Here is a 13259-nt window from a genome sequence, read left to right on the forward strand (position 1 = left end):
TGTTCCTAATAACTATTCGAGTGGCATTATAATTCATATTGGCGAAGGATTTATCAGTACAAGATGCGTATTAATGAGTGCAGGATGGCCAAAAGACCCATCCTGGTGTCGGTTACGGTCGTTTCGGGGTAGGGGAACCGCAGACGGGCGCCCGAACGGTGTCGGGGTAAACACCGCACGCTGGCCACAATGACTGATTACACGGGCTCCGGGGGGAGCCGCTGGCAGAACCGCACAACGAACACCGCCCGGTCCAGCATCGTTTCGGTGGGGGGTACCGATTGATGCTGGTCTTCGCATTCGACCGCGACTGGACGGTGGACGTGAACCCGCATCCGAACAAAGCGGCCGTTCCGCTGGGGTGGGTACGGGAACTCGCACACGAGACCGAGCATGCGGTCTACGCCATCGGTAATCAGGACCTCGCCAGCGAGGCCGCCATTCCCGGCGTCGTCGACATCGTGGGGATGCACCCGGACGACTGGGACCGATGGCTCGGCGATAAGCAGGCCGACGGCTACTACGAGCGGTTCCCGGACCGCCGGGAACGGCTCGAACTCATCGCCGACCTGCACCCGGAGGCCGACGACTACGTCGTCGTCGATGACCTCGATTTGAGCGATGTCGATGGATGGGACCACTACCACGCGTGGGATTTCGTCCCCGCCATCGAACGCGGCGAGGTCGACCCCTCGTTGCCGTGGGTCCGCGAGCCGCTGGCAGACGGGGGCTATCCGTCCTCGGCCGGCATCGTCCCGGTCGATGCGTCGGACCTCGACGACTGGCTCGAAGACCGGCGAGATGCGCCCGGCTTCGAGGTCCGGTACGCCGACGACGGGACCGAGCGGACCGAACTGTTCCGTGACGTCTCGATTATCCGGGGAACGATGCGTCCGGCAGCGGCCTCGGCCGTTCGGTGTCAACCGGCCTCGGCCGACAGGGACGCGGTTAGCATCGCCGTCGACGACATAGAGCAGGTAAACGCGGTCAAACCGCCGATGGACGCGTTCCTGCCCGAAACCGACGACCCCGTCGAGCGGGCCGCAGCCATCGCCGATCTCGCGGCGGACAACCCGTTCGCCGTCGACGTCTCGCGAGTGCTGGCGCTGCTCGACCGCGAGGACGACGCTCCGCAGGCCGAGGCACTCCGCGCGCTCGAAGAGGTCGCGTCGGCCCGCCCGGGCGACTGCACGCCGGCGGTTCCGATTCTCCGGTCGCTGCTCGAAGGCGACTGTGCCGACCCGGAACGAGCCCTGTCGGTGCTCGACGCTATCGGCGGGTGGGATGGCCGCGATATCGTCCCGCTGGCCGGTGTCATCGAGACGTACCTGACGGCGGCCGATCCGAGTGTTCGGGCACAGGCGACGGCCTGTATCGGCAAAATCGTGGAAGAAGACCCCGATGAGGGGGTCGGAATGGTGCCGGCGTTGGCGATGCTGCTCAAAGACAGGGACGCGACCGCCCACGCCGCCTACGGCCTGTCGTTGCTCGCCAAAGAGTTTCCGGAGGCAGTCAAACCAGCCGCGCCGGTACTCGGTGAGGTCATCACCGACGACACCCTCGGGGCCAACCCCCGACTGAGCGCGACGGCCGCGCTGGGCCGGGTCGTCGGCGAGTATCCGAGCACGGCGCTCGATATCGTCGACGACGTCGTGACCCTCCTCAATGCCGAGAACCCGAAACTCCGCAATAACGCGGTCGGGTTCCTGAGTGACGTCGCAACGGTACACAGCGACGTTATCGAACCGCACGTCGATGCTATCGCGGGCCTACTGTCCTCGGACGACGAGTACGCTCGCATCAACGCCAGCGCCGCGCTGGCGCGTGTGGCCGAGGACTATCCGGACTCCGTCGCCGGGTACACCGACGACCTGCTCTCGCTGCTGGACGACGACCACCATCTCGTCAGGACGAACGCCTGCTGGGCGCTCGGATACCTCGGCGACTCGGAGGCCGTCGAGTTCCTCCGAGAGGTCGCCGTCGACGACGAGCACGACGAAGTCCGGAACAGGGCCAGTTGGGCAATCACCCGAATCGAGGACGGACCCTGAAAAGAGGGTCAACAGCAGTATCGCTCTGTCGACCACCCGATGCGGCAATCAACGGAGACTACAACGATGACAACAGACACGACCACCCACATCACGTTCGTACTGGATTCGTCCGGTTCGATGTCGACGATTCGAGACGATACCATCGGCGGATTCAACACGTTCCTCGCGGACCAGCAGGACGAACCCGGCCGCGCGGCGGTGACGCTCTACGACTTCAACTCGGGCGTCGAGCAGGTCTACGAGGGCAAACCGATTTCGAAGGCGCCGGAACTCGACGAGGAGACGTACACGCCCGGCGGACAGACGGCGCTGCACGATGCCATCGCGACGGCCGTCATCGAGACTGACGACCACATCGAGAAACTGCCGGCAGCGGTCCAGCCGGAGACCGTCATCGTGGTCGTACTGACCGACGGCAAGGAGAACGCTTCCGAGACGCCACAGGGACGGGTCCGCGAACTCGTCGAGACCTACCGACTGGAACACGACTGGGAGTTCCTGTTCATCGGCGCCAATCAGGACGCGGCACTCACCGCCCGGAAGATGGGGATGGACACGGACAAATCGCTGGACATGTCCCACAGCGGCGAGGGCACCCAGGCCGCCTACGAGTCCACCTCGCGGAACATCAGCGAGGCGCGACAGCAGGGCGAGGCCGGGGGATTCACCAACGAGGACAGACAGCGGCAGTCCGAAGCCGACGAATAGCCTGCCGAGTCCTACTCGGCACGCTTGCTTCGTTACCGATAGTCGTCGAGTAGCGACGCCACGTACTCCCGGCCGCCGCGGTGCCAGTACAGTCCGACCACCCGGAGCGATTTCTCGACGCGATACGGGACGAATCCGTGCTTCTCACAGAACACGTCCCAGAACGTTTGAATCGTCGCGCGGTCCTCCCGAACGTCGATGTCGATATCGAGGTCGCCGAGGGCCGCCGTCACCGCGAACAGCGTGTGGTCGACCGGTAGCGAGACCCACGTCATCCCCGCTAGCGACGCAACGCGGTCATGCATCAGCCGCACCCAGAAGGGCGTACTGACGGCGTCCGCGATGCCTGGCAAATCGGCGCCGCGGACCAGGCGCGCCGCATGGGGTCCGACATAATCCGCCTGACGCAGGAGTCCCTCCGGGTCCCCACCGAAGCGCTCGTACAGTGTGACGGCGGACCGGAACCACCAGTGAGCGTCGTAGGCGTCCATGATACGCAGCCGGTCGAAGAACGCCTCGAGTTCTTGTTTCCCCTCGGTAGCGACCAACTGGGTCGGGTCGTACACCCACTGGTGCTGTTGCCAGAGGTTCTTACAGACGCGCCAGAAGCCCCCTCGGCCGATTTGGGGTTTCGGCTGCCCGGATGGGTGGGCGTGAAACGGGACGAGCGACAGCGTCAGGAACCGGGCAGCCTCGCTGTCCGTGAGGTCCAACTCGTCGACGGCCGTGTACTCAGGGAGCGAATGGTCCGCGTAGAACCCCCGTTCATCCCGTTCGGCTCGCTGGAGTCGCAAGACGAGCGCCAGTAGTTCCCGCTCGTCTCGAATCATCGCTACCGGACGCTCGGGCCCGGCCCCTGTAATGGTTTGGCGCCACGCCGTTCGTCTGTTTCTGGGAGACGTTGTATTGGAAGCGAATTTACAAGCCGGGCGTCTAAGGGAGGATATGACCGACGAGACAGTGGACGCCGGATGGTTCCAGGGTATCGACCCGGGGGACCTCGACGCGGCTCGTATCGCCATCGAGGAGGGCCAGGCAGACGAACCGGACGACTGGCCCACGATGGCGGTTGCGTCCGGGTTCGCGGACGACGAAGACGAGTACTACGAACGGCTTCACGAGGCGACGATGGCGGCGACGCGTGCCGCCGTCCAGGAGGCCGAATCCGCCGACGACAAGCAACTCATCCATGCTATTCGAGCGATGGATGACTGCGACCGGACGGCTAACGAACTGGCCGAACGGGTCGCCGAGTGGGCCGGTTCCATTCGCGAGGACGCAGGTACGGGCGTCGAGTACGCTCGCGAATTGGCCGACGAAGCCGATTCAGAGGGCGACGACCGGCTCGTTTCGCTGGCCCGGCGGGTTCGGGACCTCGACGACGAGGCCGCCGACCTCCGCACGCACGTCCAGCAGACGGCACCCGAAGTCGCGCCGAACCTCGCGGCGCTGGCGGGGCCCGTTCTGGCAGCGCGACTCATCGCCCTTGCCGGCGGCCTCAAGGAACTCGCACGGAAGCCCGCGGGGACGGTGCAGGTACTGGGCGCCGAGGAGGCGCTTTTCGCCCATCTCCGGGGGCGCGCCCCCTCGCCGAAACACGGCGTCATCTTCACCCACGAGGCGGTGCAGGGCACCCACCCGGAAAACCGCGGATCGGCCGCGCGAGCGCTGGCGGGGAAACTCGCCATTGCCGCGCGAGTCGACTACTACTCGGGCGAGCGGAAACCGGAACTCGACGAGGAACTGGCGGACCGCATCGAGCGCATTCAGGCGCGTGATACCCAATGAGCCTCCCCGACGGCGTTCAGCGGCGACCCTTCGACGGCGAGGACGTCCTCGCGACGGAGGGCCAACCGGTCTACGGCGAACCGGCAGCGGACGGCTGGCGGAAGTGGGACGCCCGCCGCTCGAAACTCGGCGCGATGCTCAAAACCGGGATGGATACCGGCCTTGCGGGCGGCGAGACAGTGCTGTATCTCGGCGCCGCCGCTGGGACGACGGTCAGCCACGTCGCGGATTTCGCGGGGGCGACCTACGCCGTGGAGTTCGCCGCGCGACCGGCGCGTGACCTGCTCGATGCCGCCGAACCGCGCGGGAACCTCTTTCCCCTCCTGAAGGACGCCCGCAAGCCCGAGACCTACGCCCACGTCGTCGAACCCGTCGACGTCCTGATTCAGGACGTCGCGACGCGTGGGCAGGCGAAAGTCGCGCTTGCCAACCGGCAGTTCCTCGGCGACGAGGGACGCCTCCTCTTGGCCGTGAAGGCCCGCAGCGAGGACGTGGCCAGAGACCCGGACGAGGTGTTCGACGAAGTTCTAGAGACGCTTCGGGACGGCTATGAGGTTCTGGAGACGCGAAGCCTGAAGCCGTTCCACGAGGACCACCTCGGCGTGGTTGCGACGCCGCGTACCGACGGTCAGTAATCGACGGGTTGGCCGTCGAGATACGCTTTCGTCTTGTCTTCGGTCGACCGCATTCGCTTTCGGAAGGTGACGACACGTTCACCGGCAGACGTTTCGTCGGCCAGCAGGTCGATGGTGAGCCCTTGGTCCCGGAGGTGTGAGAGTAGTTCCGTGACGATTCGCGGCGGCGCGCGGACCGTATGCTTCTGGCCGACCGCTTGTCCGTCGTCGACGTTCTCGATGGTCTCGACGAGCGGATCGAGAATCGCCTCGCCGACGGCGTGGGCACGCTCGGTGGTATCGGCGTCGTGTTCGACCGCGCGGAAGGCCTCCCGGAGCAGACGCTGGAAGACGAACGAGCGACCGTATTCGAACGGGAGCGAAAAGGCGTGTGTGAGGTCGGATTCCGTCGACGCGCCGGTGGTGTATTTGAGTTGCGTCCGGCCGTCGACCGATTTCATGACGATGCCCTCCCGTCCCTGGGCGTCGAGTTCGTCGACGATACTCGCGATGGCGTCGGTTTCGTCGGGGGCGAACGTGCCGAACGACCGCGTCTGTGGGAGGCCGTGTGCGTCGAGTAGCTCCCGCCGCCGGTCGACGGGAACCGGGTCACTAGTCCTTCGGTCACGGAGGTCGAAGGCTCGAAACGCTGCCGACTCGACGTCCGGGTAATCGTATGCAGTGTAGGGGTTTTCGGGCCCGATAACCTCCCCGCAGACGGCGAGGTTCGGTCGGGCCTCGAACAGCGAATCGAGGTCGAGACGACGTTTGACGAGATGGGTCGAGAAGGGGCAGGCGATGCCGCTCCGCGTGAACGCGACGACCTTACCACCGAGGTGAGCGACGCGGACGTTGTAGCCGTTCAGTTTTTCCTCGACGACGAACGGGCCATCGAACTGCTCGGGGACGCCCGGGTCGAGCATGAGGGCGCGCGGAATCTTCGGGTAGCCACAGACGGGGTGTTCGTCGGCACCGAAAAGCACTGCACCGCGGTCCAGCGGGCCTCGATACTTCGGGAGGTACCGATATCGCGTGCCCCTGAAATACCGGGTTTCGAAGTGTTCGAGGACGGATTCGAGGGTGTCCGCTTGGAGCCCGAACCGCTGTCTATTGCCCATAAGTGTGGCATGAAGTAACGTACCACGGATATATGAAGGCGGCGACGCAATCACCGATATGGACGGCTACCCGCTGAAACAACGGTTCGTCCTCGACACGTCGCTTTTCATCACCGAGGAGATTCGCGAGGACGACGAAGACCTCGAGGCGGCGGTCCTCCGGTTGCTCGAACTCATCGCGGAGGCCAAACTGAGCCTCGGGGTCTCCTGTTACATGCCGCCGTCGATTCGCGAGGAGTTAACCACGATGCTGGAAGACCGGGGCGTCGACGACGAGGTGTACTCGAAACTCAACACGTGGGTTATCGCGAAACACCCCGACCGGTACGGCGTCCAGATGCCCGCGGAAGTCGTCTACGAGTTCGTCGACGAGATGAGCACGCGCGTCGACCGGGGCTTGCGGGTGGCCGAGGAAGCCGTCCGGGAGGCCGGCACTATCGACGAGGAACCCCTCGACGAACACGAATACAAGACCGACGTCGACGAAGTCGTCTCGGAGTTGCGCGATAAGTACCGGCGTGCGCTCCGGCAAGGGATTCTCGATTCCCGCGAGGACTTCGATTTACTCGTGCTCGCGGCGGAACTGGACGCCGGCGTCGTAACCGAAGACCAGGGCATCATCGGCTGGGCGGAATCGTTCGGCCTGCGGTACCTTCGTGGGAGTGACTTCCCGACGCTGCTGGAGGAGTACCTCCACGCTTCCGAGCGCATCGAGTAGTGGTCGGCGTCGCGGCCGTGGCTGTGTACTCCGACCGCAGTAGGTCACATGGTATTTAATGGACGCCGGCCAAGAAACGGCCAATGGAACTTGGGTCGCGTGATGCCTTCGACCGGATGGGCACGCTCGGTATCGAAGAGGAGTTCTTCGTCGTGGATGCGGACGGGCGACCCACCGCCGGCACCGACGAACTCGTCTACGAGGCCGACCCCCCCGAACTCCTGGAGGACCGCCTCGACCACGAACTGTTCAAATGCGTCATCGAGACGCAGACGCCAACCAACGAATCGCTCGCCGAGGCCCGCGATTCGCTGGGAGCGGTCCGGGAGGCGCTGGTCGACCACGCCGACGAATACGGCTTCGGCATCGCCGCCGCCGGCCTCCATCCGGCCGCGAAGTGGCGCGAACTCGAACACGCCGAGAAGCCGCGCTACCGCGCGCAACTCGACCGGATTCAGTATCCACAGCATCGAAACACGACCGCCGGACTCCACGTCCACGTCGGCGTCGACGATGCCGACAAGGCCGTCTGGATAGCCAACGAGATGCGATGGTATCTCCCCATTATGCTCGCGCTGTCGGCCAACTCGCCGTACTGGAACGGCTTCGATACGGGGCTGGCCTCCGCGCGGGCGAAAATTTTCGAAGGGCTGCCGAACACCGGCATGCCGACGACCTTCGAGGATTTCGACGCGTTTCAGGAGTTCGAACGGATGATGGTCGAGACCGGCTCTATCAACGACCGGGGCGAACTCTGGTACGACGTCCGGCCCCACTCCGAACACGGCACGGTCGAGATTCGGACCCCGGACGGACAGGCCGACCCCGACCGCGTGATGGCCTTCGTCGAATACACCGAGGCGCTCGTCGAGGACCTCGCCGCGCGCTACGAGGACGGCGAGTCGGGCTACGAGCACCGGCGCGAACCCCTCGACGAGAACAAGTGGCGCGCGATGCGGCACGGCCACGACGCGGAGTTGCTCGGCAAGGAGTGGGGCGAGTCGATACCGCTCGGCGAGTTGGTCGACCGGGAGTGTAGCCGCCTCGGAATCAGCGGTATCCGCGATATTTACGAGGCCGAAAGCGGCACACAGCGGCAGCGAAATCTCCGTGAAGTCGGCGGCCTCGACGCCGTCTGCGAGGCCCTGTTAGTCGACTGAAACCTGGCGTGGAGTTTATATACGGCTATTCCTTGTGTCCGACTGAATACGACGTATGTCTACCGACGATACTACTGAAGACGGGGACGGCGACCCCGTCGATACGGAGGAGGGGAGTGTACGGGACAAACTCGAACAGGAGGCCGAACGCGCTGCCGAGCAGTTCGACGAAGGCATCGTCGACCTGCTTTCGTGGGTGCTGGATACCGAAACCCGGGCGCGCATCTACGTCTATCTCCGACAGAACCCGGGGAGCACGAGCGAGGAAATCGCCGAGGGGACCGGGCTTTATCCCAGTACCGTCCGCGAGGCGCTGGCCGAACTGAACGACGAGGAGAAGGTCGAACGCCGCAAGCGGGAGTCCAGCGGCGCCGGCAACAACCCCTACGAGTACACGGCGATGGCGCCCAGCGACCTCGTTACCACCGTCGTCGACGAGGTGCAGGAGGAACTCAACACCGTCTTCAATCTCGATTCGCATCTCGGCATCGGCTCCAACGAGAACGTCGAACCCGTCGACATCACCGTCCGTTCGGACGACGAGGGCGCCGAGGACGAAGACGACGAACACACCGCGGACGACAACTGACGGCCCATCTTCTTTCGGGTCAGCCACAGCGACGCGTCCCGTCGCCGAACTCCCGGCAGCGTCGTGACCCATCGAAGCCACTAAATCAGGGCCGTTCCTTTCCGCCCTCATGAGGGTCGTTCTGGGCGGTACGTTCGACCCGGTGCACGACGGGCATCGGGCGCTTTTCGACCGCGCCTTCGAACTCGGGGACGTGACGGTCGGCCTGACGAGCGACGAGCTCGCACCGAAAACGCGCAGCGAGGACCGCTACGTCCGCCCGTTCGACGAACGGAAAGCCGACCTCGAAGCCGAACTCGAATCGCTCGCCGAGGAGTACGACCGCGACTTCGAGGTTCGAAAACTGAAGGAACCGACCGGCATCGCCACCGAACCCGGCTTCGACGTGCTCATCGTCTCCCCCGAGACGAAGGAGGGCGGCCGGATGGTCAACGAGGAACGCGAAGAGAAGGGCCTCGACCCGCTCGATATCGAAGTCGTCGACCACATCACCGCCGAGGACGGCGACATCATCTCCTCGACGCGCATCGTCTCCGGCGAAATCGACGAACACGGTAACGTCACACCCGACCGCGATGGCCGCGACGCGACGCGCGACTGATTTTCGGCGATTCGTAGAAGGCGGCAGCCCGCTACCACTTCGGCGGTTCGAGTCCGGCTTCCTCCATCAGGTCCTTCCAGCGCTTCTGGACCGTCAGCCGGGAGACGCCGACTGCGTCGGCCACGTCCGATTGTGAGCGCCGGTCGCCCGCGATGAGCGCGCCGGCGTAGATGCTCGCCGCCACCGTCGCCTCCTTCGAGCGGTCCGCCTCCGGGACCGTCGACAGAAAGAGGTCCGCCGCGCGGGATTTGGCCTCGCCGCCCAGTTCCAGCCGCTCGGCGGCGTCGTCGATGGCGGCCAGCCATTCCTCGTTTTCGACGTGGTCCGTTGCGCGGTACACACGCGCCACTCGGGCGCGCACTCTTATAAATGGTCCGCGGCGCACGGTCGGCAGCGCATGTATGTATTTCCCGACCCATGATTGGTGTATGCGACTGGAGGACATTTTCATCGCCGAGGCAGCCGGTGAACCGATGCAGCGCCGCGACTCGGTCGAAGCCGTCGACGGCGGCCTCGCGGGGGACCGCTACTGCACCGGCCGGGGCTACTACACGCCGTTCGACGTCTGTGAGGTGACCTTCGTGCAGGCCGAAGCCATCGACGCGATTCACGAGGAGACGACCATCGACATCAGCGACGGCGGCCACCGCCGAAACTTCGTCGTCCGCGGCGGCGACGTCCACGACCTGCTCGATACGCGCTTTACGCTCGGCGACGCCACCTTCGAGGGAACACGGCCACGGCCGCCCTGTCGCCACGTCGAGCAGGTGGCCGGCGAGGACGGCCTCATGCGGGCGCTCTCGGATGGCCGCGGCGGCATCTGTGCCCGCGTCGCCGACCCCGGAACGGTCAGCGTCGGCGACGAAGTCGGCGGTATCGAGGAGATGGGCAACTTCGAGGGACTGGTCGCCAACATCCGCGAGCGGGTCGGTCGGTAGCGACAGGTATTTTTGGTGTAGGACGGTACGAACGTCTGCGCGCGGGTTGCCGAGCTAGGCCAAAGGCGTAGCGCTTAGGACGCTATCCCGTAGGGGTCCGCCGGTTCAAATCCGGTCCCGCGCATGAGCGAACGTAGTGAGCGAAGAGCAGGACCGATTTGAACCCTGGAAGGCGCGCGCAACGAAGCGAGCACGTCTTCCTCCGGTTCAAATCCGGTCCCGCGCATTTTCGTGACGAACAACACGCGAGTAGCACGGCGTTCGTTAAATGTGTTGTTTCGAACCCAAAACCATGGCACAGGGTTAACCCTGTCAAGCGATTGTATATTGTATGGAACGAGATCTGGTCGCAAACGCGATTGTCGACCAGATAGAGGACCGCGAGGCCCATCCACCGGAAAACCCTGACTGCCCGTTAAACGACGTCATCGATACTGACGCATTGGAGTCACTCACCGACGTCCGGGAGTATCACCAGCGAGGGTCGGACCTCCTCGTGGAGTTCGTCTATGGCGACTACACAGTTACCGTCGACGGGACGGGAAAAGTCGTTATCAGGGAATACGCAGCGTCACCCGATGAGCTATTCGCCGAAGAGCAAGTGAACGCGGAAGAGCCTATTCGGACCGAAAATAACCGCCATGAGCGTGCGCTCAATGAGGCTTTAGAGATTATTTCGGCTCCCGAACTACCCTTTGAGGAGCAACTTGACGAGCTTCTGGAAGCCGCTCGCGGGACGCTGGGGACGGAGTTTGCGACGCTTTCGTACGTCGATGACGAGACCTACGTATTCGAAGCGGTTGCCTCTTCGTCCAATGGCGACATTGAGGCGGGCGAGACGATGGCCCTCACGGAGACTGCCTGTAAACGGGTTATCGAATCCGAACAATCGCTGGTCAGCCACGATATCGAGCGTGATGCCCCCGAGTTGGCGGCTTCCTGCTGGGGCGTCACCTCCTATCTCGGCGTCCCGGTATTCGTTGATGACGTAGTGTACGGGACGTTCTGCTTCTACGATACGGAACCACGAGCAGAGGCGTTCAGCGGTTGGGAACTGACGTTCATCGAACTGCTCGGAAATTGGATTCGTGGCGAACTCGAACAGCGAAAGCAGAAACGGACCTTGCATGCCAGCGCCTCCGAGCGGCCGTATAGCACTAATTGAGTATTACGAACCGATTCAGCACAGACTCTCTGAACCTGTTGCTTCTGCGTTTATTCTTCAGGAATCCGTAATCGACAGAGGCACGATCAGCCCACGAGCGTTTGCAGAACACGCGATTCCGCCTTCCGCAGGTGTTCGTCGACAGTCGAGGGCGCACATTCGAGTCGGTCGGCGATGTCCTCGTGGGTCGTCCGCCGGGGGATCTCGTAGTAGCCCAATTCGACGGCGGTTCGGAAGACTTCGAGTTGGCGGTCGGTAAGCATCGAAAGCGTATCGCGGCGGTCCGGCGAGTAGGTGCCGACCTCGTCGACGTTGATGGTCAGGTCGTCCGGCAGTTCGTCGAGGGCCTCCTGAAGCATCTCGTGGCTGCCGATGATGGTCATCTTGAGCGAGTTTCGGCCCGTGTACTCGATGGGCGTATCGAGCATCAGCGCGTACTTCTCGGCGAGATGCATCAGCGTCTTCGCCGGGTCGCCGGGCTGGAGGTGAAGATAGAGATGGAAGTCATCGCCGTCGGCATCCAGCAGGTCCAACGCGATGACGTCCGCGTGGTCCTTGAGGTCCGGAACGACCTGCTCGGCGTCACCCTGCAGTCGGTAGAGCAACACGCCGGTTCCGTCCCCGAGCGTGTCGATATGCATGATGGCCTGCCGAGAGACCGACGGGTCAGCCGCGATGACCTGGTCGACGGGATGGAAGCCGCCGTCCTCCGGTGTCAGTGTGAAATCGAAGTATCGCATGTCGGGGACCAATCAGGAGTCGTCTGTCATCATAATACACCTAGTTTACGGCTTTAGGCCTTTCGGCTGCCACGCGAATCGATACGTAATGTGTCGTTAATCCGATACTCTGACGTCGACGGTCCGCGAGCGGGGGCCGTCACATTCGACGAGGAGGACCGACTGCCACGTGCCCGTATCGAGTCGGCCATCGGCGATGGGAATCGTCTCCGAGGGGCCGACGAGCAGCGCCCGGAGATGCGAATCGGCGTTGTCGTCGAGTCGGTCGTGGTCCCAGCCCGAATCCGCCACGGTCCCGTCGAGGAACGCCGCCATATCGCCGAGGAGTCTGGATTCGGCCTCGTTGACGGCGATACCGGCGGTCGTATGCCGAACGAACACGGTCACCGTCCCGGTCGCATCATCGGGGAGTGCCGCCTCGACGCGGTCGGTGATGTCGATGATTTCGGTACGGTCGTCGGTGGAGACGGTGAACGTCGTCATTCGAGGAGTCGGTGGAAGATGACGCGGTCCTGTTGGCTGTAGACGTGATACGCCGAGGCGACCATCTGGAGGGAGAAATACCCGAGGATTATGTAGCCAAGGCTGAGCGTCGAGATTCCGGGCACGCCGATGATGGCCGCGACGGTGGTCAGCAGGCCGAGCAGCCCCAGCGCGAAGTAGACTTCGCCCCACGAGAGGCCGTATCGCGGCACGACTTCCATGTACACCTCGACTTCCTCGACGCGGTCGGCCAGCGTGACGGTCTTACTTTCGCCGTCGTATTCGAGAATGCCGAGGTCGTCGAGTTTCGGCAGGTGGGTCTGATGGAGCGAGACGTAGACCGACTGCCGCTTGTTCTTCGGCGGCGGGTCCTCGCCCGTCTCGCGGGCCGCCACCTCCTCGGCGAGGTCGCGCACGCTCGCCTGCCCGTTCCGGTCACGGAGGGCCTTGATGGCCAGTCGCCGGCGGCCGTTTCGCAGAACGTCGTGAATATCCCCCTCTTCCAGCGCGCCGTTCGTTTCGGCGTCCCCTGTAGTCCCCAGCACAAACACGACGTACTTGGTGTGGAGACAAGAAGGTATCT

General features: G+C 64.0%; 16 protein-coding genes and 1 tRNA gene. 11 read left to right on the forward strand and 6 right to left on the reverse strand.

Annotated features, from left to right (window positions below):
- Positions 1-284: 284 nt before the first annotated feature.
- Positions 285-2051: a HEAT repeat domain-containing protein gene (locus HWV23_RS01960; RefSeq protein WP_178288792.1), complete on the forward strand. Its 1767-nt coding sequence runs from the start codon at positions 285-287 to the stop codon at positions 2049-2051.
- 66 nt (positions 2052-2117) lie between these two features.
- Positions 2118-2762, forward strand: coding sequence for a vWA domain-containing protein (locus HWV23_RS01965; RefSeq protein WP_178288793.1), 645 nt, complete (start codon positions 2118-2120; stop codon positions 2760-2762).
- A gap of 32 nt (positions 2763-2794) precedes the next feature.
- On the opposite strand, the gene HWV23_RS01970 is transcribed toward HWV23_RS01965, so the two are convergent.
- On the reverse strand, positions 2795-3592 hold the full coding sequence (locus HWV23_RS01970) for a hypothetical protein (protein ID WP_178288794.1): 798 nt from the start codon (positions 3590-3592) through the stop codon (positions 2795-2797).
- A 115-nt stretch (positions 3593-3707) separates the two neighbouring features.
- Here HWV23_RS01970 and HWV23_RS01975 point away from each other — a divergent pair, with 115 nt between their 5' ends.
- Both HWV23_RS01975 and HWV23_RS01980 read left to right on the forward strand, forming a co-directional pair.
- Entirely contained in the window at positions 3708-4550 is an 843-nt protein-coding gene (locus HWV23_RS01975; protein ID WP_178288795.1) for an NOP5/NOP56 family protein, read from the forward strand.
- Positions 4547-5185 (forward strand): fibrillarin-like rRNA/tRNA 2'-O-methyltransferase, encoded by a 639-nt coding sequence (locus HWV23_RS01980; protein WP_178288796.1) that lies wholly within the window; start codon positions 4547-4549, stop codon positions 5183-5185. The genes HWV23_RS01975 and HWV23_RS01980 overlap by 4 nt, the downstream gene beginning before the upstream one ends.
- On the opposite strand, the gene HWV23_RS01985 is transcribed toward HWV23_RS01980, so the two are convergent.
- Positions 5179-6282, reverse strand: coding sequence for an RNA ligase (locus HWV23_RS01985; protein WP_178288797.1), 1104 nt, complete (start codon positions 6280-6282; stop codon positions 5179-5181). The genes HWV23_RS01980 and HWV23_RS01985 overlap by 7 nt on opposite strands.
- A gap of 58 nt (positions 6283-6340) precedes the next feature.
- On the opposite strand from HWV23_RS01985, the gene HWV23_RS01990 reads away from it, so the two are divergent.
- The 4 genes from HWV23_RS01990 to HWV23_RS02005 all read left to right on the forward strand — a co-directional run bounded on the left by HWV23_RS01990 (position 6341) and on the right by HWV23_RS02005 (position 9350).
- On the forward strand, positions 6341-7000 hold the full coding sequence (locus tag HWV23_RS01990; protein WP_178288798.1) for an RNA ligase partner protein: 660 nt from the start codon (positions 6341-6343) through the stop codon (positions 6998-7000).
- Positions 7001-7083: 83 nt separating this feature from the next.
- The gene (locus HWV23_RS01995; RefSeq protein WP_178288799.1) at positions 7084-8160 is read left to right on the forward strand and encodes a glutamate--cysteine ligase; all 1077 of its coding nucleotides are present in this window, start codon (positions 7084-7086) and stop codon (positions 8158-8160) included.
- Between the two features lie 55 nt (positions 8161-8215).
- Positions 8216-8749 (forward strand): winged helix-turn-helix domain-containing protein, encoded by a 534-nt coding sequence (locus HWV23_RS02000; protein WP_178288800.1) that lies wholly within the window; start codon positions 8216-8218, stop codon positions 8747-8749.
- A 109-nt stretch (positions 8750-8858) separates the two neighbouring features.
- On the forward strand, positions 8859-9350 hold the full coding sequence (locus tag HWV23_RS02005) for a phosphopantetheine adenylyltransferase (RefSeq protein WP_178288801.1): 492 nt from the start codon (positions 8859-8861) through the stop codon (positions 9348-9350).
- A 31-nt stretch (positions 9351-9381) separates the two neighbouring features.
- Here the strand turns inward: HWV23_RS02005 and HWV23_RS02010 are convergent, their stop codons facing one another.
- Positions 9382-9690 carry a transcription initiation factor IIB family protein gene (locus HWV23_RS02010; protein ID WP_178288802.1) on the reverse strand — a complete coding sequence of 103 codons (309 nt, stop codon included), beginning with the start codon at positions 9688-9690 and terminating at the stop codon, positions 9382-9384.
- An 88-nt stretch (positions 9691-9778) separates the two neighbouring features.
- Between HWV23_RS02010 and HWV23_RS02015 the strand changes: the two genes are divergently transcribed.
- The 3 genes from HWV23_RS02015 (at position 9779) to HWV23_RS02025 (ending at position 11453) form a co-directional block, all read left to right on the forward strand.
- A complete protein-coding gene (locus HWV23_RS02015; protein WP_178288803.1) occupies positions 9779-10288 on the forward strand; it encodes an MOSC domain-containing protein in 510 nt (169 codons plus the stop codon).
- A gap of 39 nt (positions 10289-10327) precedes the next feature.
- A tRNA-Leu gene (locus HWV23_RS02020) sits at positions 10328-10412 on the forward strand.
- Positions 10413-10619: 207 nt separating this feature from the next.
- Positions 10620-11453, forward strand: coding sequence for a GAF domain-containing protein (locus HWV23_RS02025; protein WP_178288804.1), 834 nt, complete (start codon positions 10620-10622; stop codon positions 11451-11453).
- An 86-nt stretch (positions 11454-11539) separates the two neighbouring features.
- Here the strand turns inward: HWV23_RS02025 and HWV23_RS02030 are convergent, their stop codons facing one another.
- The 3 genes from HWV23_RS02030 to HWV23_RS02040 form a co-directional block, all read right to left on the reverse strand.
- Complete coding sequence (locus HWV23_RS02030) at positions 11540-12193, reverse strand: helix-turn-helix domain-containing protein (protein WP_178288805.1); 654 nt, start codon at positions 12191-12193, stop codon at positions 11540-11542.
- A gap of 96 nt (positions 12194-12289) precedes the next feature.
- On the reverse strand, positions 12290-12676 hold the full coding sequence (locus HWV23_RS02035) for a secondary thiamine-phosphate synthase enzyme YjbQ (protein WP_178288806.1): 387 nt from the start codon (positions 12674-12676) through the stop codon (positions 12290-12292).
- On the reverse strand, positions 12673-13221 hold the full coding sequence (locus HWV23_RS02040) for a DUF7344 domain-containing protein (protein WP_246282716.1): 549 nt from the start codon (positions 13219-13221) through the stop codon (positions 12673-12675). The genes HWV23_RS02035 and HWV23_RS02040 overlap by 4 nt, the downstream gene beginning before the upstream one ends.
- Positions 13222-13259 lie beyond the last annotated feature (38 nt).

This window comes from Natronomonas halophila (assembly GCF_013391085.1).
In the GTDB taxonomy this organism is placed as follows: domain Archaea; phylum Halobacteriota; class Halobacteria; order Halobacteriales; family Haloarculaceae; genus Natronomonas; species Natronomonas halophila.

Excerpts from the sequence above, each read along its gene's own strand:
- HWV23_RS01960 (WP_178288792.1), top strand. The coding sequence starts at position 285 with ATGCTGGTCTTCGCATTCGACCGCGACTGGACGGTGGACGTGAACCCG.
- HWV23_RS01965 (WP_178288793.1), top strand. The coding sequence starts at position 2,118 with ATGACAACAGACACGACCACCCACATCACGTTCGTACTGGATTCGTCC.
- HWV23_RS01970 (WP_178288794.1), bottom strand. The coding sequence starts at position 3,592 with ATGATTCGAGACGAGCGGGAACTACTGGCGCTCGTCTTGCGACTCCAG.
- HWV23_RS01975 (WP_178288795.1), top strand. The coding sequence starts at position 3,708 with ATGACCGACGAGACAGTGGACGCCGGATGGTTCCAGGGTATCGACCCG.
- HWV23_RS01980 (WP_178288796.1), top strand. The coding sequence starts at position 4,547 with ATGAGCCTCCCCGACGGCGTTCAGCGGCGACCCTTCGACGGCGAGGAC.
- HWV23_RS01985 (WP_178288797.1), bottom strand. The coding sequence starts at position 6,282 with ATGGGCAATAGACAGCGGTTCGGGCTCCAAGCGGACACCCTCGAATCC.
- HWV23_RS01990 (WP_178288798.1), top strand. The coding sequence starts at position 6,341 with ATGGACGGCTACCCGCTGAAACAACGGTTCGTCCTCGACACGTCGCTT.
- HWV23_RS01995 (WP_178288799.1), top strand. The coding sequence starts at position 7,084 with ATGGAACTTGGGTCGCGTGATGCCTTCGACCGGATGGGCACGCTCGGT.
- HWV23_RS02000 (WP_178288800.1), top strand. The coding sequence starts at position 8,216 with ATGTCTACCGACGATACTACTGAAGACGGGGACGGCGACCCCGTCGAT.
- HWV23_RS02005 (WP_178288801.1), top strand. The coding sequence starts at position 8,859 with ATGAGGGTCGTTCTGGGCGGTACGTTCGACCCGGTGCACGACGGGCAT.
- HWV23_RS02015 (WP_178288803.1), top strand. The coding sequence starts at position 9,779 with ATGCGACTGGAGGACATTTTCATCGCCGAGGCAGCCGGTGAACCGATG.
- HWV23_RS02025 (WP_178288804.1), top strand. The coding sequence starts at position 10,620 with ATGGAACGAGATCTGGTCGCAAACGCGATTGTCGACCAGATAGAGGAC.
- HWV23_RS02030 (WP_178288805.1), bottom strand. The coding sequence starts at position 12,193 with ATGCGATACTTCGATTTCACACTGACACCGGAGGACGGCGGCTTCCAT.
- HWV23_RS02035 (WP_178288806.1), bottom strand. The coding sequence starts at position 12,676 with ATGACGACGTTCACCGTCTCCACCGACGACCGTACCGAAATCATCGAC.